16 protein-coding genes and 2 tRNA genes are annotated in these 15,371 nt (G+C 55.0%); 11 read left to right on the plus strand and 7 right to left on the minus strand.

Annotated elements, in window-relative coordinates; all coding sequences use genetic code 11:
• The first annotated feature begins 20 nt into the window (after window positions 1–20).
• The 7 genes from HX884_RS05810 (at window position 21) to HX884_RS05840 (ending at window position 5,570) form a co-directional block, all read left to right on the plus strand.
• The gene (locus tag HX884_RS05810) at window positions 21–839 is read left to right on the plus strand and encodes a MetQ/NlpA family ABC transporter substrate-binding protein (protein ID WP_178327836.1); all 819 of its coding nucleotides are present in this window, start codon (window positions 21–23) and stop codon (window positions 837–839) included.
• Window positions 840–948: 109 nt separating this feature from the next.
• Window positions 949–1,158 carry a fumarate hydratase FumD gene (gene fumD / locus HX884_RS05815; RefSeq protein WP_013096944.1) on the plus strand — a complete coding sequence of 70 codons (210 nt, stop codon included), beginning with the start codon at window positions 949–951 and terminating at the stop codon, window positions 1,156–1,158.
• Window positions 1,159–1,276: 118 nt separating this feature from the next.
• Complete coding sequence (locus HX884_RS05820; protein WP_013096943.1) at window positions 1,277–1,444, plus strand: hypothetical protein; 168 nt, start codon at window positions 1,277–1,279, stop codon at window positions 1,442–1,444.
• Between the two features lie 144 nt (window positions 1,445–1,588).
• Entirely contained in the window at window positions 1,589–2,995 is a 1,407-nt protein-coding gene (locus HX884_RS05825; RefSeq protein WP_178327837.1) for a DUF1996 domain-containing protein, read from the plus strand.
• A gap of 72 nt (window positions 2,996–3,067) precedes the next feature.
• Window positions 3,068–4,396, plus strand: a complete 1,329-nt coding sequence (locus HX884_RS05830) for a sensor histidine kinase (RefSeq protein WP_178327838.1) — start codon at window positions 3,068–3,070, stop codon at window positions 4,394–4,396.
• Window positions 4,389–5,000, plus strand: coding sequence for a response regulator transcription factor (locus tag HX884_RS05835; protein ID WP_062857220.1), 612 nt, complete (start codon window positions 4,389–4,391; stop codon window positions 4,998–5,000). Before HX884_RS05830 ends, HX884_RS05835 begins: the two co-directional genes overlap by 8 nt.
• 90 nt (window positions 5,001–5,090) lie before the next feature.
• The gene (locus HX884_RS05840) at window positions 5,091–5,570 is read left to right on the plus strand and encodes a heme-binding protein (protein WP_029883877.1); all 480 of its coding nucleotides are present in this window, start codon (window positions 5,091–5,093) and stop codon (window positions 5,568–5,570) included.
• A 36-nt stretch (window positions 5,571–5,606) separates the two neighbouring features.
• Here the strand turns inward: HX884_RS05840 and HX884_RS05845 are convergent, their stop codons facing one another.
• Window positions 5,607–5,747 (minus strand): hypothetical protein, encoded by a 141-nt coding sequence (locus HX884_RS05845; RefSeq protein ID WP_013096938.1) that lies wholly within the window; start codon window positions 5,745–5,747, stop codon window positions 5,607–5,609.
• Between the two features lie 125 nt (window positions 5,748–5,872).
• Between HX884_RS05845 and HX884_RS05850 the strand changes: the two genes are divergently transcribed.
• On the plus strand, window positions 5,873–6,655 hold the full coding sequence (locus HX884_RS05850) for an MBL fold metallo-hydrolase (RefSeq protein ID WP_094084175.1): 783 nt from the start codon (window positions 5,873–5,875) through the stop codon (window positions 6,653–6,655).
• A gap of 72 nt (window positions 6,656–6,727) precedes the next feature.
• Window positions 6,728–7,363 carry a carbonic anhydrase gene (locus tag HX884_RS05855; protein WP_013096936.1) on the plus strand — a complete coding sequence of 212 codons (636 nt, stop codon included), beginning with the start codon at window positions 6,728–6,730 and terminating at the stop codon, window positions 7,361–7,363.
• A gap of 25 nt (window positions 7,364–7,388) precedes the next feature.
• On the opposite strand, the gene HX884_RS05860 is transcribed toward HX884_RS05855, so the two are convergent.
• The 4 genes from HX884_RS05860 to mdtK form a co-directional block, all read right to left on the minus strand.
• Entirely contained in the window at window positions 7,389–8,984 is a 1,596-nt protein-coding gene (locus HX884_RS05860) for an FAD-NAD(P)-binding protein (RefSeq protein WP_013096935.1), read from the minus strand.
• 120 nt (window positions 8,985–9,104) lie between these two features.
• A tRNA-Val gene (locus HX884_RS05865) sits at window positions 9,105–9,181 on the minus strand.
• 4 nt (window positions 9,182–9,185) lie between these two features.
• Window positions 9,186–9,262, minus strand: a tRNA-Val gene (locus HX884_RS05870).
• Window positions 9,263–9,415: 153 nt separating this feature from the next.
• Window positions 9,416–10,789, minus strand: a complete 1,374-nt coding sequence (gene mdtK, locus HX884_RS05875; RefSeq protein WP_013096934.1) for an MdtK family multidrug efflux MATE transporter — start codon at window positions 10,787–10,789, stop codon at window positions 9,416–9,418.
• A 226-nt stretch (window positions 10,790–11,015) separates the two neighbouring features.
• Between mdtK and HX884_RS05880 the strand changes: the two genes are divergently transcribed.
• The gene (locus HX884_RS05880) at window positions 11,016–11,657 is read left to right on the plus strand and encodes a riboflavin synthase (protein ID WP_040023023.1); all 642 of its coding nucleotides are present in this window, start codon (window positions 11,016–11,018) and stop codon (window positions 11,655–11,657) included.
• A gap of 30 nt (window positions 11,658–11,687) precedes the next feature.
• On the opposite strand, the gene cfa is transcribed toward HX884_RS05880, so the two are convergent.
• Window positions 11,688–12,836, minus strand: a complete 1,149-nt coding sequence (cfa, locus tag HX884_RS05885; protein ID WP_013096932.1) for a cyclopropane fatty acyl phospholipid synthase — start codon at window positions 12,834–12,836, stop codon at window positions 11,688–11,690.
• A 298-nt stretch (window positions 12,837–13,134) separates the two neighbouring features.
• Window positions 13,135–14,334, minus strand: coding sequence for a purine nucleoside transporter PunC (punC, locus tag HX884_RS05890; RefSeq protein ID WP_178327839.1), 1,200 nt, complete (start codon window positions 14,332–14,334; stop codon window positions 13,135–13,137).
• Between the two features lie 115 nt (window positions 14,335–14,449).
• Between punC and punR the strand changes: the two genes are divergently transcribed.
• On the plus strand, window positions 14,450–15,361 hold the full coding sequence (punR, locus tag HX884_RS05895; protein WP_178327840.1) for a DNA-binding transcriptional activator PunR: 912 nt from the start codon (window positions 14,450–14,452) through the stop codon (window positions 15,359–15,361).
• Window positions 15,362–15,371 lie beyond the last annotated feature (10 nt).

Raw genomic sequence — 15,371 nt, forward strand, 5'->3', positions numbered from 1 at the left:
TACACACAGGAACCATCATCATGAAAAAGACACTGACACTGACACTGATCGCCGCAGCAACCCTCAGCGCCCTGAGCTTTGCCTCCTGGGCTGACACCCTCACCGTGGGCGCGTCCAATACGCCACATGCTGAAATTCTTGAACAGGCGAAGCCGATTCTGGCGAAGCAGGGTATCGACCTGGAGATCAAACCGTTCCAGGACTACATTCTGCCCAACACTGCCCTGGCGGGTCATGACATTGACGCGAACTACTTCCAGCACATCCCTTACCTGAACAGCGTGCTGAAAGATCACGAAGGCGATAAGGATTATGATTTTGTCAGCGCAGGCGCGATCCACATTGAGCCCATCGGCATCTACTCCAAAAAATACAAGTCGCTGAAAGACCTGCCGGAAGGCGGCAAAATCATCATGCGTGATGCCGTTTCTGAAGAGGGGCGTATTCTCTCTATCTTCGAAAAAGAGGGGGTGATCAAGCTGAAGCCTGGCATCGACAAAGTGACCGCGCGCATCAGCGACATCGTGGAGAACCCGAAAAAGCTGCAGTTCACCCCTAACGTGGAAGCGTCTCTGCTGCCGCAGATGTATAACAACGATGAAGGCGCGGCGGTTGTGATCAACGCCAACTACGCGATTGACGCCGGTCTGGATCCGGTTCACGACCCGATTGCAGTTGAGAGCGGTGAAAACAACCCGTATGCCAATATCATTACCGTGCATCGCGGTGACGAGAAGAAGAAAGATATCGTTGCGCTGGTGAACGTGCTGCACTCCAAAGAGATTCAGGACTGGATCCGCACCAAGTACAAAGGTGCGGTGATCCCGGTAAATAACTAATTAATTGATTTAGCTTAGGAAGCCCGGTGAGTTTCTCGCCGGGCTTCTTTTTTGTATCCGGGCGAGGGATCATTTAAGCTGACGGTTTAGGGCAACGGAGTGGATCGCCATGGGCAATGTGACCAAAGACGAAGAGTTGTACCAGGAGATGTGTCGGGTGGTAGGGAAGGTCGTTCTGGAGATGCGTGACTTAGGGCAGGAGCCCAAGCATATCGTGATTGCCGGGGTACTGCGTACGGCACTGGCGAACCAGCGCGTAAAACGGAGTGAGTTAACCACCCAGGCGATGGAGACAGTGGTGAAGGCGCTGGCCGGGTAAGGCACCAGCGTTTCGCGAGTTACTCAAATCCTGCATATCAACTGTCGTTATTGTTATTTCCCCTTCCTGATGGAGGCGTGTTTTACTGAAGTCAGGTAAAGCGATAGGGGTACAGACGATGAAAAAGTGGATAAGCACGTTACGGCGGTTTTTTGCGACCCGGCCCGCGAATGCGGAGAACAGCGCGCAACGTGTTCTTGAGTCGATACTGCCTGTCGCCAGTCTGTATGGCGTGGACGTGGCCAACATTGACCCGGAGTGGTTCCATGATAAAACGTCACGCTGAACTGCGCCGCACGCGCGAAATGTACTGGAATGAGCTGTGCATCGATGCTGTAAAGCGTGGATGAGCGGAAAAATACGCTGGGAAATCCTCGGTTAACGCAAACCGTTTTGTTACCAATATCTCCTTTCACAGATGGAGATGAAGATGAAACGGACTGTATTCACGCCCGCCCTTTTAGCCACCGCGTTACTGATTGCCATGCAGGCGGCCCATGCCGGGCCACAGGCGCATGTGGTCTGCAGTTACTCCCACACCCTCGGCGATGACGCCATCATGATGTTTGGTATGCCCAACCAGGCCATGTGGCACGATTTCTTTGGCAATACCCATACCGATGCCTTTTCAACCCGGGAAACCTTGCGCCAGCATGAAGAGACGACCTGTGATAACAAGGCCGACGGCTCTGCCTACTGGGCGCCTTCTCTGAGATTACCCGACGGAACGGTGGTCAAACCGGCCTACCAAAAAACCTATTATCAGGCCTCGAAGGTTGATGCCTATCCCTTGCACCCGTTCCCGGCCGGGCTGTCGCTGCTCGCCGGGGATCATCACGGCAGCACGCCCAACCCCCATATCAGCTTTTTATGCGCGAACGGGAATGGCTATAGCAGCAAAATCGGGGAGGTGTGCGGGCTGCGTAAAGCTAACGATGCCGTCCAGTTTAATATTGGCATTCAATTTCCGAACTGCTGGGACGGTGTGAATCTGAAGCCCGACCACGGTCTGGCCAATGCGGCGTATGACGTTAACGGCCAGTGCCCGAGCGCGTTCCCGGTAAAAATTCCAACGGTTAATATGAATGTGGCTTACGTGCTGCATGGTATTACCCGCCTGGACACCCGTCAGGCGCAACTGTCGCTCGATCCGGTGATGCAGGGGGCTGAACGTGAAGAACGCTGGGGTAGCCTCTACACGGCGCATGCCGATTTCATGAACGGCTGGACGGACGATGCCGCCCGCTTTATGACCGAACGCTGCATGAACCGCGGTATGGATTGTGGTTCAACCGTGCCCTATGGTTATTCTATGGCGAAGGCCAATGTCTGGCTCAGCAGTCTTGAACCGAACATCTCTCAGCCTTCACCGCAGGTGTTACTGGTAGAAGATAACTGGCAGAACGGTGGACGCACAAAAAACAGCGAGACGCTGAGCCTGGTAAAATTCCATATCCCACCGCTGCCCGCCGGGCAGGATCCGTCCTTGTTTAAATACCGCATCCGTATTTTCGGTGGGAAGGTAGAAAACAATGGGGCCGATCAGATTTTCTTTTATCCGGCCAGTAATGACTGGGATCCTGCGACCGTGAAGTGGTCGTCGCGTCCGGCCTGTAATTACCGTTCCGATGCCGTGCTTTATCTGAACCATGTTCGTGAATACCGGATGGTCGACGTGGATAAAGCCGTGCGTAAGGCGCTGGCGGAAGGGAAAACCGAGATCTCGTGGTATATCGGTGGCGATCGCCAGGGGAATCATTATCAGTTTGAACCAGCCTCATCACCAGACGGGTTAATGCTCATGCTGACTGGCTTTAAACATACGCCGGAGGTCTGACCCTACGTTTTTTTGTTCTTAACAGGGTTAGCTGGTAAGGTCTCGGCATTCGCCACTGTCCCTGTTAACGCAATGACCACCAACAGCATGATGAAACGCGCTATCGTTCTTTGGGCGATAGCGTGCACACTCAGCGGCGTACTGCTCTACGCCGAACAAATTCGCCGTCAGTTCTGGGAACGAGACCGTGAGTTCTCGGCGTTATTTTCCGAATTAAGCGCGGTCCTGACGCAAAATGAATCGGTCTTACCGCTTCTGAATGGCGATGAAGACATTGCCGCCCTGCGCAAAAAATTCCCCCATCTGCTCGCGCTGGAAAAAACGACGGGACGCCCACTGGATGCGGCGCGGGTGGAGCCTGCCCACGAGATGCAGTACTGGCTTTATAACCCCTGGCGTCAGATCCGCGTGCGGGTGGATCTCGGCCCGATTCTGAATGCGCATCATCCGTTTACCCATCTGGGGATCCGCTTTATACCGACCGGGGAAGAACGGCCCTCTGACGCATTCTGGCACTGGCAACGCACCTTCCCGCAACATACGCAACCTTTTACGCTCGAAGCGGATTCCCGGCCGGACTGGTTTGGCGTCCGCTGGTCTGTTTACCCCTTGTTGTTTATCGGCTGGGGGATAGTGATTGCGCTGGTAAGCGTGGTGCTCTGGCAGCGTAAAGCACGTAAAGACGCCGAGCAAAGGGCGCGCTATTACCAGCACGCCAGGCTCAATACCCTGGGGGAGATTACCGCCGGTATTGTGCATGAGATAAACCAGCCGCTGACCGCCGTCCAGACGTGGATCCAGGGCGCACAGCGTCAGTTACAGCAGGAAAACGGCCAGGCCGTGTCGCAGGCGCTGTCGGCTGCGCTGACGCAAACGCAGCGTATTAGCGCATTATTAACCCGTTTTCGTGAGCACGTTGTGAAGGAGAAAGTCACCCTGCGGGAAACCGATCTGGCAGCATGCTGGCTGCAGGTGGTGAACTTACTTGAGCATGAGCGCAGGGCTGAACATATCTCGGTCAGTCATGCGTTTTCCCCCGGGGCCACCACCGTGCTGGCCGACCCGCTCTGGCTGGAGCAGGTGCTGCATAATCTGCTCAGCAATGCGATTCAGGCCCAACAGGCGAGTCCTGCTGGCTGGGTAAAGATTGAAAGCCACAAAACCGAGAGCGGCATTCAGATTACCGTGACGGACGGCGGGCCAGGCTTCAGCCCGGAGGCGTTACAAAATGCCTTTATGCCGTTTTACAGCGGCCGGGAAGAGGGCATTGGACTGGGAATGACCTTAACGGAATCATTAATGACGCGTATGAATGGATCGATTACGCTGGGCAATGCACCGCAGGGCGGGGCACAGATCCGGCTACAACTGGCAAACGGAAAGGAGGCTACGGTTGGATAACACAATCTGGCTGATTGATGATGATGAATCCATCAGAGAGTCGATGGCGTTTTTGCTTTCGGGCATGGGGTGGCCGGTCAGGACGTTTGAAAGCGTTGATGCCTTTACCGCAGCCCATGCACGGGACACAGAGCTGGTAGGCTGCATGCTGCTGGATATGCGGATGCCGGGCAAAGGCGGGCTCACCTGGCTTGAGGAGGGGAAATGGCCCAGGCCCCTGCTGCCGGTAATCATCATGACCGGGCACGGGACCGTAGATGCCTGTCGTCGGGCATTTCGTAACGGCGTGTTTGAGTTTTTCACCAAACCGCTGGATGCCGATAAGCTTATTGAAACGGTAGGATTAGCCTTTGAGGAGAGTCAGCGCCGGTTTGCCGACTGGCAGGAAACCTCCCGGGTGAAAGCGCGCTTCGCACAATTAACCGCGCGGGAGCATGAGGTGCTGGGGGAGTTGATGAAAGGGCTCAGCAACAAAGAGGTGGCCGCCCGGCTGAATCTCTCGCCACGGACGGTGGAAGCGCACCGCGCGGCGGCGTTTACCAAGCTTGGCGTCGGCAGTCTGGTTCAGGCAATACGCGAATACGATAAATTGCAATCCGTATAACTACCAGGTTGAGTGCGTATTCAACCGAATTATGTTTCATCGCCCGGCAGGGTACGCTCTGCCACGTATCCCAACACGCGAGGAAGTGCGATGAAAAAATTAATGATGGTTGCGGCACTGGCCGCAGGTAGCGTAAGTCTGACGGCACAGGCCGATACGTTAAACCAAAAGAGTCTCTCGCTGGCGCAGGCGAATGCGCTGGCCACGTCCGCCATTCAGGCGTGTACGGCAAAGAATTATCAGGTGACGGTCACCGTGGTTGACCGTGCGGGCGTGGTGAAAGCCGTACAGCGTACGGACAATGCCGGTCCTCATACGGTTAAAGCCAGCGAAATGAAAGCCTGGACGGCGCTCAGCGCAAAGAATGCCTCAGGCAAAGTGATGGAAGCGGCGCAGAGCAACGCCGGCGCGCAAAACATGCGTGATATTCCGGGCTTCCTGCTGCTGGCGGGCGGCCTGCCGGTGAAAGAGGGCGATGAGGTGATCGGGGCGATTGGCATCGGCGGTGCGCCGGGCGGTCATCTTGATGAAGCCTGCGCGCAGGCGGCCATTGACGGGCTGAAAAAGTAACATAAAAAAAGCACCGGGTTAACCGGTGCTTTTTTATCAGATCTTGCAGGCATCGCCGCAGTCGTCATCCGCAACAATCGCCTGGGCTTTTTTATCTGCGTCGTCCAGACGTTCCGCATTACGCTCTTCTGCTTCATCCAGTCCGTTAAAGACCAGGTTTTCGAGATCAATTTCCATGTGGCACCTGCTTTATTCAGTTTTTGATACTGGCACAGTATAGGGCAAAAAAGGCCAGCAATGTACCTCGCAGCACATATGGATAATCCCTGCCATACTCTCTGCTTTATGGCTGAGGAATGCATATGATGACACTCTGCAAAACCTGCGGTACTGCGTATGACACCACGCCGGAAACATGCCCGATTTGCGAGGATGAACGCCAGTATGTTCCGCACAGCGGCCAGGCGTGGATTGACTTTGCTACCGTGACTTCCACCCACAGCAACAAATGGCAGCAGCTGGAGCCACAGCTGTTGAGTATCAAAACGGTGCCTGCCTTTGCGATTAACCAGCGCGCGCTGCTTTTGCGTACCCCACACGGCAATATTCTCTGGGACTGTATTGCCAACCTCGACCCGGCAACCAAAACGCTCATTACCGCGCTCGGCGGCATCAGCGCGATTGCGATCTCGCACCCACACTATTACACCACCATGCAGACATGGGCTGCGGCATTTAATGCACCGGTGTACCTGCACGCCAGCGACAGAGAGTGGGTCATGCGCGGCAGTCCTGCCATTCAGTTCTGGGAAGGGGATACGCTGGAACTATTTCCGTCGGTCACCTTGTTGCGTCTGGGGGGGCATTTTGCAGGCGGTACGGTGCTGCACTGGCAGGAGGGCGAAGGCGTATTGCTGGCGGGGGATATTCTACAGGTCACGCCCGGAAAAGACGCCGTTTCGTTTATGTGGAGCTACCCGAATATGCTGCCGCTGCCAGCCCGCACCGTTGAGCGGATTACCGGACTTCTGGAAGGCAAAAAATTTGCCCGCCTGTACGGTGCCTTTGAGGGACAAAACATCCCGGCAAACGCGGACGAGATTGTGCAGCGGTCGGGCCAGAAATATATTGCTTGTCTCAGGTAAAGCACGATGGGTAAACTTCAGGAGTGTGATCCCGATCATACCTAAACAACAACAGATAAAAGAGAAATTGCTATGCAACATATCATTGAAGGTTTCCTCAACTTTCAAAAAGAGATTTTCCCGCAACGTAAAGAGCTCTTCCGCAGTTTAGCGTCCAGCCAGAATCCCAAAGCGCTGTTCATCTCATGCTCCGACAGCCGTCTGGTACCAGAACTGGTCACTCAGCAAGAGCCAGGACAGCTCTTTGTCATTCGAAATGCTGGCAACATTGTGCCACCGTTCGGGCCAGAGCCGGGCGGTGTCTCCGCAACCATCGAATATGCCGTTGTGGCGCTTGGCGTGACGGATATTGTGATTTGCGGTCACTCCAACTGTGGGGCGATGAAGGCGATTGCGGATAACGCGAACCTCGAGCCGATGCCTGCCGTCTCCCACTGGCTGCGTTATTCTGATGCCGCTAAAGCGGTGGTGGAGAAGAAAAGCTGGGATCAGCCGATCGACAAAGTGAATGCGATGGTGCAGGAGAACGTCTTTGCGCAGCTGAGCAATATCAAGACCCATCCATCCGTTGCTGTGGGTCTGCGCAATAACGCCCTTCGCCTGCACGGCTGGGTGTATGACATTGAGAGCGGTGAAATTCGTGCGCTGGATAAAGCGACGAAAACCTTCGTTTCTCTGTCAGAGAACCCGGAAGTGTTCTTCGAATAATGACGATCAGGGCATGGAAGCCCTGTCAGCTATCGAAATACGGCAATCTCCTGCGTAACCCAGAAGCAGGTTTTTCCGCCGCTTTCGCCATCGACCCGGCAATCTCCGCACACTCGGCCAGTCCCTGAACGAAGGGATGATCGTGCATCAGCCACGGTATCGCGCCAAACGCGATTCTCCCGCGCACCGTTTCTGGTGCTTTAAGCGTGTAATCCTCGCCAATATCAGGGATCTCGTCGCCTGTCGCCTGCAGCTGTTTGCGCAGTGTCGGGAAAGGCAGATCCTCTGTTTTCAGCGGTTTTTGCCCGCGGGCATCAATAAACACGTCAAAGAGATAGGTGTTGTCTTCAGTCGCGATCGCCGTCTGGGCGCGACCGACATCCAGCGTGTAATCATCACCTAATGCGACAACGCTAATGATCCCGGCCTCGCGCAGCGCAAGCAGCCGACGGATAGACTGCGGTGGAATGGCGGCGTAGTTGTCGATAAACACCCGCGCCAGTCCCTGTTTGAAACGTTCCCGGTCCTGCTCATTAAGATGCGGCACGATCTCCTGAACCACCTCGTGCAACCGAAGCACGGTGTAGCGCCACGGCACCGTTCGCCGCTCACGTTTGTTGCGTTCGACCTCATTCAGATTGGCTTCTGCCCAGCTAAACGGACCGTGCTGTTTGCGGTCCTCAAACCAGGCATCGCGAAGGGTGTCCGCATCCAGGGCGCGCAGCCCGATTTTCTCACACCATGCCGGGTCGGCGAGTTCCAGCTCTTTTACCATCAGGGCAAAAATACGATCCAGCAGGCCGTCAGACCCTTTGGCGATTTCATTCTCAACGACAAATTCAGTTAATACCGACAGCGGCTCGTAAGGAATAGGGCAGTAAAAATCGGCCTCAGGCAGAATGCCTGTCCGGGACATGAGAACTATTTTTAACGCCTCGCTGCCCTTATCCAGAACGAATTTGTCATCAACAAAGGCGCCATGCTGCATAACAACCGCCATGGCGGCGTCCAGTCCGCTTAATGAGGTCCCCATAATCCCCACCCGACAGGCTGGGATATCGGCGTCCATCAACCCGGACCAGGGGCTTGGGAAGAAGGTGCGCGTGGCCTCATCCTCATCAGGCCAGACGTGGCCGGTGGCGATGACGGCAAGATTGAAGCGTTCAGGTAAGCGGCTGTTATTTACCGAAAGCGTAACGCCGTCTTTGTCGGTGGCGATATCCGTCACCTCGGCGGATTCATGGATATCGACATGAAATCCCAGCCTGCGGGCCTCTTTGACCACCCTCAGAAAACTGTCACGAAAATATTCCCCCAGCAGGATTCGGGGCAGAAACTGCCGATCGTGCAGGGAAGCTTTATCGACGTGATAGCGGGCGAGATGGGCTGCACTCTGCTCTTTTAACCAGTCGAGGTAGGTCATAAAAACGGGCGGGATTTCAACGCTGGCAATATTCGCCAGCATCAGACGCGAGTTTTCATCAATTCGATAGGGCATGCCCACGCCCGCTTCCTCGGCTTTTTCGAAAATGGAAACGGCCAGTGGCGTTTTATGCTTCAGGAGCGCGTAAAAGGTGTAAATCCCTGTGGGGCCGGAGCCGATAATGGCGATTTTTTTCATCGACACTGTTCCTGCTTTTTTTTGTCATATGAAAAGCGTAGCAGGAGAAAGCGTAAAAAATCAGGCGATTGGGATTATTCAGACTACAAGAAGAGGATTTGCACCATTTCAGGACTGAAATGGTGCGTCCGAGTGGACTCGAACCACCGACCCCCACCATGTCAAGGTGGTGCTCTAACCAACTGAGCTACGGACGCAGAATGGTGCGTTCAATTGGACTCGAACCAACGACCCCCACCATGTCAAGGTGGTGCTCTAACCAACTGAGCTATGAACGCAACGTGTTGTCGGTGACAACGGGGACGAATATTAGCGGCACAGCACCGCAGTGGCAAGAGGCAAAATGCATTTTTCTCTCTGATTTCACGCGATTGCTTCATTACCGCGCAAAGTGAAGAGAAAGTAGCCGCCAGCAGGCGGCTACTGTGTATTTAACGTGCGGCGCGTTGCAAAATTACCGTGGATGGCTGACGTTGCAGGAAGCGCATACGCAGCATCATCATGATAGCCGCAGAGGTCAGACCGATAATAAAGCCGATCCAGAACCCTGCGGGCCCCATACGATCCACCACCAGATCGGTGAGCGCGAGAATGTAACCGCTCGGCAGACCCAACACCCAGTAGGCGATGAAGGTAATAAAGAAGATGGAGCGGGTATCTTTATAACCACGCAGTACGCCGCTGCCGATCACCTGGATGGAGTCAGAGATCTGGTATACCGCTGCCAGCAGCATCAGATGCGATGCCAGCATCACCACTTCCGGGTTGTCATTGTAGAGCAGGGCAATTTGCTCCCGGAGTGCGACGGTGAAAAGCGCGGTGCAGACCGCCATACAGACACCCACGCCCAGCCCGGTACGCGCAGCCGTTTGTGCATCAAGGGTTGAACCTTGCCCCAGACGGAAGCCGACGCGGATGGTGACCGCGGCCGCCAGCGACATCGGCAGGACGAACATCAGCGAGCTGAAGTTCAGCGCAATCTGGTGTCCGGCCACGTTCACAATGCCCAGTGGCGAGACCAGCAGGGCGACCACGGCAAACAGAGTCACTTCGAAGAACAGTGCCAGCGCAATGGGCAGCCCCAGCTGTACCAGACGCATCATAATGTGCCAGTCCGGCGTGCTGAATGAACGCTCATTACGGATATCACGCAGGGAGCGGGCGTGTTTAACAAAGGTAAGTATGCTAAAGAACATCACCCAGTACACCGCCGCTGTTGCCACGCCGCAGCCTACGCCGCCAAGCTCCGGCATGCCAAAATGGCCGTAAATAAAGATATAGTTCACCGGAATATTGACCAGTAAACCGATAAAGCCCATGACCATCCCCGGCTTGGTTTTTGCCAGGCCTTCGCACTGGTTACGCGCCACCTGGAAGAAGAGATAACCCGGTACACCCCAGAGCAGGGCGCGCAGATACCCCACGGCCTTGTCTGCCAGAGCCGGGTCGATATTATGCATGGCGCGAATGATATGCCCGGCGTTCCAGAGCACAATCATAATCAGTACGGAGACAAATCCAGCTAGCCAAAAGCCCTGGCGCACCTGATGGGCGATACGTTCACGTCGGCCGGAACCATTCAGCTGGGCGATAACCGGCGTGAGTGCCAGCAGCAGGCCGTGACCGAAGAGAATGGCCGGAAGCCAGATAGAGGTTCCGATTGCCACGGCGGCCATATCGGTGGCGCTGTAGCCACCGGCCATCACCGTATCCACAAATCCCATTGCGGTCTGGGCCACCTGCGCGATGATCACCGGGATAGCCAGTGCCAATAACTGCCGCGCTTCATTCATGTACTTCTGCACGTGAACACCTTTATTTTGTAGTTATATGAGAGACTAAAAAAGCCGCCGTAACTGGCAGCAAGAAGAAAAAGCAGAGGGGGTGCCAGCTATTGTAGCGGGCTTTAGCTATTAATCTAGTGAAAAAATCGCCAGAAAATGCGCTGCTCTGGCAACCTGTATTTCCAACTGTTATTGTGGTGGGATTAAACGGTGTCACCACCGTCCGGAAAATACAGGAGTTGTAAGCATGTTTACTGGTATTGTGCAGGGCACCGCTAAAGTGGTGTCCATTGATGAAAAACCTAATTTCCGTACTCACGTCGTTGAGCTGCCAGAATATATGCTGGATGGCATCGAAACCGGTGCCTCGGTTGCGCATAACGGCTGCTGCCTGACGGTGACCGAAATTCATGGCAACCAGATTAGCTTTGATTTAATGAAAGAAACGCTGCGTATCACCAACCTGGGCGAACTGGTGGTGGGCGATACCGTAAACGTAGAGCGTGCGGCGAAGTTCAGCGATGAAATTGGCGGCCACCTGATGTCGGGCCATATCATGACCACCGCCGAAGTGGCGAAAATTGTCACCTCTGAAAATAACCGTCAAATCTGGTTTAAAGTGCAGGATCCGTCATTAATGAAATACATCCTGTATAAAGGATTTATTGGTATTGATGGGATTAGCCTGACGGTCGGAGAAGTGACGCCGACGCGTTTTTGCGTGCATTTAATTCCGGAAACGCTACAGCGTACGACGCTGGGGGCGAAAAAACTGGGGCAGCGTGTGAATATCGAAATCGATCCGCAAACCCAGGCGGTCGTGGATACCGTCGAGCGTGTGCTGGCGGCGAAAGAGGCGGCCATAATAAAGGCCACCGAAGAAGAATAAAAAATAACCCCGGATACCCGGGGTTATTTTTTAGCGCGGCACACGTAAGCCGTGTTCAATCCCGCGACTAAAGACCACCTGCCAGAGCTGAATATCTCGCGCGCGGAACGCACCTGCGCAGGCATTCAGATAATAGCTGAACATCCGTTTAAATCGTTCAGAATAGTTGTCTGCAATCTCAGGCCACGCTTGCTGGAAACGTTCATGCCACGCCATAAGCGTGGTGTCGTAATCCGCGCCAAAGTTATGCCAGTCTTCCATAATGAAGTGGCTTTCGCTGGCGTTGGCAATCTGGCGAACGGAAGGCAAACAGCCATTCGGAAAGATGTATTTATTGATCCAAGGGTCAACGTTATTGTCCGTGCGCTTAGAGCCTATGGTGTGCAGCAGGAAAATGCCGTCGGGTTTTAAATTACGATCCACCACCTCAAAATAGGTGTCGTAATTTTTCGGCCCCACGTGCTCAAACATGCCCACGGAAACAATGCGATCAAACTGCTCGTTGAGGTCGCGGTAATCCTGCAGACGGATATCAACGTCGAGACCCTGGCAGCGCTCCCGGGCCATTTTTTGCTGTTCGGCTGAAATGGTTACGCCGACCACGCTGACGCCGTAGTGCTTCGCCATAAAATAGGCCAGACCGCCCCAGCCGCAGCCGATATCCAGCACACGCATACCGGGCTGCAGCTGCAGTTTCTCGCTAATCAGACGCAGTTTATCCTGCTGGGCTTCTTCGAGGGTTGTCGCCTTTTTCCAGTAGGCGCAGGAGTATTGCATGAAGGGATCCAGCATGCGGCTGAACAAATCGTTACCGAGGTCGTAGTGCTCTTTGCCCACGATCCACGCCCGCTTTTTGCTTTGCAGATTGAACAAACGGGCGGAGGCGACGCGCAACGTATCTTTTATATTGCGGGGAAGCTGGTTCTCCAGACCGGCGCGCAACACGCTGGCAAAGAAAATATCCAGCCGCTCGCAATCCCACCAGCCATCCATATAGCTTTCGCCCAGCCCTAACGATCCCTCGCGCAGCACGCGTTTAAAAAAATCGGGATGTTTGACCTGCGGATCGGAGGGTGAAGATCCGTTGATAGTGATGCCTGCACGACCTAACAGTTCACTGACGATCCGGGACCAGTTATCGTCCGGAACGCTGACTTCTTCTATACACGATGAACTCATAGCTTCTCCATCACCTTACTGTGATCAGAACCTTCAAACAGCGTAGACGCTTTTTATGGTTTGTGAGAAATCTCACGGTAAATACCGCGAGGCTAGTATCCGACGTAGAACAGAGGAAGGGAGATAACCCTTGCCGAAATGCCTTCCATGGTAAAACGGGAGCACTCCGGCTCCCGTTAACACTTAATATTTATCGTATTTAATCGAACCAAATTTAGTATAGGCCTCAAAATTTGGTGATTCAATAGAAAATTCTTAGCAACCTAATCACTGAAATGTTACATATTTTCCCCAGTGATTACGCGTGCGACGTTTCCGCCTGAGCATGGTTCTCAAGCTCGCGCTGTGCGGCGGATTGCATGCGATAACCCATTACTGCCAGCGCAACGGTGACCAGCATCACGCTGGTGGTAGTCAACAGCGGGGTGGCAATCAGCGCTGACACCACCAGGCTTGCCAGGAAGCACAGGCCGAGCTGCAGGGTATTTTGCAGCGCCGCGGCGCGTCCTGTCGCCTGCGGGAAAGGACGTAACGCCTGTGCGGCCACGATAGGGTAAATGGCACCGTTAGCCACCGCCATCACGCAGAACGGAATCAAAATCTCCGCCAGACCGACGCCTGGAATAAACCCAACGGCCCAGGTGGCGCCCACGCTCAAAGCAAACAGCGCCAGCAGCCAGGGCAGCATCTGCTGGCCTTCCCATTTCTGCAGCGCCGCACGGCAACCATATCCCCCCAGCAGGAAGGCGATGGTCTGTGGGACATAGCTCAGGCCAATGGCGGCCGGGCTGTATCCCATATCGTGCAGAATAAACGGCGAGCCGGTGAGCCAGGCGAAGAAGCTCGCCGAGCAGGCGGCATAGACCAGGACGTTACCACGATACGCTTTGGCGCTCAGCAGGAAGAGGAACGTGATCGGTTTAGCGTCAGCATGCGCCTCTTTTTTATGCGCGGGCTTGAGGGCAAACGCTGGCAGCATCAGTACCAGGGTGATGGCAAACAGCGTGGCAAAAATGGCCTGCCAGTCAAAGTGCGCGAGGATCCAGCTGCCCAGCAGGGGAGCGAGGGCGGGTGACAGGCCAACCAGCGGCATAATGGTGGCGAAAATTCGGTTGGTACGGTTGGCCGGGTAGTAGTCGGTCACGAGAGCCTGCCAGGTTACAGCCGCGGCACAGACGCCGACGGCCTGCACAAAGCGCAGCACCAGCAGCCAGGTCGCATCTCGTACCCACAACATTCCCAGACAGCCTGCGGCAAAAATAGCCAGGCCCAGCAACAACACCGGTTTACGCCCGAAGCGATCGGAGAGCGGGCCCCAGAGCAGCTGTGCGATGGCAAATCCGGCGAGGAACAAACTCAGGCTGGCGCTGATGGCCGCGGCTGGCGTTTGCAGATCTTCCTGCATCGCCGCAAACGCGGGCAGGTACATATCGGTGGCCAAAAAGCCCAGCACGCTCAAACCGCCGAGCCAGACTAAAAATCCATTCCTGGGTTGCATTGTTTTATTCTCCTTGAGGAGGCAGGTAGACACTGGCGCAGAGTGTAGGGAGTGCAAAGCGGGTTGTGAAACGCTAATATTTGGCGGTTGCATTCAAATTTTTTGCAGGCAGAAAATGTGGTCAGATTATTCTCTTGAAGTGGTGGATGCTGTCGCGCGTAACGGCAGCTTTAGCGGTGCGGCACAGGAGTTGCACCGCGTCCCTTCGGCTATCAGCTACACGGTGCGGCAGCTTGAAGAGTGGCTGGCGGTTCCGCTGTTCGAACGGCGGCATCGCGATGTGGAATTAACGCCTGCTGGCGCGTGGTTTTTGAAAGAAGGGCGTTCTGTTATCAAAAAAATGCAGATCACCCGCGAACAGTGCCAGCAGATCGCCAACGGCTGGCGCGGACATCTTTCCATCGCCGTGGACAATATCGTTAAGCCGGAGCGTACCCGGCAGATGATCGTGGATTTCTATCTCCATTTTTCAGACGTTGAACTTCGTGTCTCGCAGGAGGTATTCAACGGGGTCTGGGACGCGCTGGCGGACGGCAGGGCAGAGATGGCGATTGGCGCAACCCAGGCGATCCCCGTCGGGGGGCGCTATGCGTTTCGCGATATGGGCATGTTGAGCTGGAAATGCGTCGTGGCACACGATCATCCGCTGGCTGCCCTGGAGGGACCGCTGAGTGACGACACGCTGCGCAACTGGCCGTCGCTGGTGCTGGAGGATACCTCGCGCTCGTTGCCAAAACGTATTACCTGGCTTCTTGATAACCAGCGGCGGGTGGTAGCGCCGGACTGGGAATCCTCCGCGACCTGCCTCAGCGCCGGGCTGTGCGTCGCGATGGTTCCCGTCCATTTCGCTAAGCCGAGAATCGATACCGGTGAATGGGTCGAGCTGACGCTGGAGAATCCGTTCCCGGATGCGGCCTGCTGCCTGACGTGGCAACAAAATGATGTGTCGCCCGCCATGGCATGGCTACTGGATTATCTGGGAGACAGCGAAACGCTTAACCGGGAATGGCTACGGGAGCCAGCTTAGCTGGCTCCAC

The sequence above is a fragment of the Enterobacter sp. SECR19-1250 genome (assembly GCF_013391025.1).
In the GTDB taxonomy this organism is placed as follows: domain Bacteria; phylum Pseudomonadota; class Gammaproteobacteria; order Enterobacterales; family Enterobacteriaceae; genus Enterobacter; species Enterobacter cloacae.

Coding starts and splice junctions, on each gene's coding strand:
- fumD (WP_013096944.1), top strand. CDS start 949: ATGGGCAATGTGACCAAAGACGAAGAGTTGTACCAGGAGATGTGTCGG.
- HX884_RS05855 (WP_013096936.1), top strand. CDS start 6,728: ATGCAACATATCATTGAAGGTTTCCTCAACTTTCAAAAAGAGATTTTC.
- HX884_RS05845 (WP_013096938.1), bottom strand. CDS start 5,747: ATGGAAATTGATCTCGAAAACCTGGTCTTTAACGGACTGGATGAAGCA.
- HX884_RS05860 (WP_013096935.1), bottom strand. CDS start 8,984: ATGAAAAAAATCGCCATTATCGGCTCCGGCCCCACAGGGATTTACACC.
- cfa (WP_013096932.1), bottom strand. CDS start 12,836: ATGAGTTCATCGTGTATAGAAGAAGTCAGCGTTCCGGACGATAACTGG.
- HX884_RS05820 (WP_013096943.1), top strand. CDS start 1,277: ATGAAAAAGTGGATAAGCACGTTACGGCGGTTTTTTGCGACCCGGCCC.
- punC (WP_178327839.1), bottom strand. CDS start 14,334: ATGCAACCCAGGAATGGATTTTTAGTCTGGCTCGGCGGTTTGAGCGTG.
- HX884_RS05810 (WP_178327836.1), top strand. CDS start 21: ATGAAAAAGACACTGACACTGACACTGATCGCCGCAGCAACCCTCAGC.
- HX884_RS05850 (WP_094084175.1), top strand. CDS start 5,873: ATGATGACACTCTGCAAAACCTGCGGTACTGCGTATGACACCACGCCG.
- HX884_RS05880 (WP_040023023.1), top strand. CDS start 11,016: ATGTTTACTGGTATTGTGCAGGGCACCGCTAAAGTGGTGTCCATTGAT.
- HX884_RS05825 (WP_178327837.1), top strand. CDS start 1,589: ATGAAACGGACTGTATTCACGCCCGCCCTTTTAGCCACCGCGTTACTG.
- HX884_RS05830 (WP_178327838.1), top strand. CDS start 3,068: ATGACCACCAACAGCATGATGAAACGCGCTATCGTTCTTTGGGCGATA.
- punR (WP_178327840.1), top strand. CDS start 14,450: ATGTGGTCAGATTATTCTCTTGAAGTGGTGGATGCTGTCGCGCGTAAC.
- HX884_RS05840 (WP_029883877.1), top strand. CDS start 5,091: ATGAAAAAATTAATGATGGTTGCGGCACTGGCCGCAGGTAGCGTAAGT.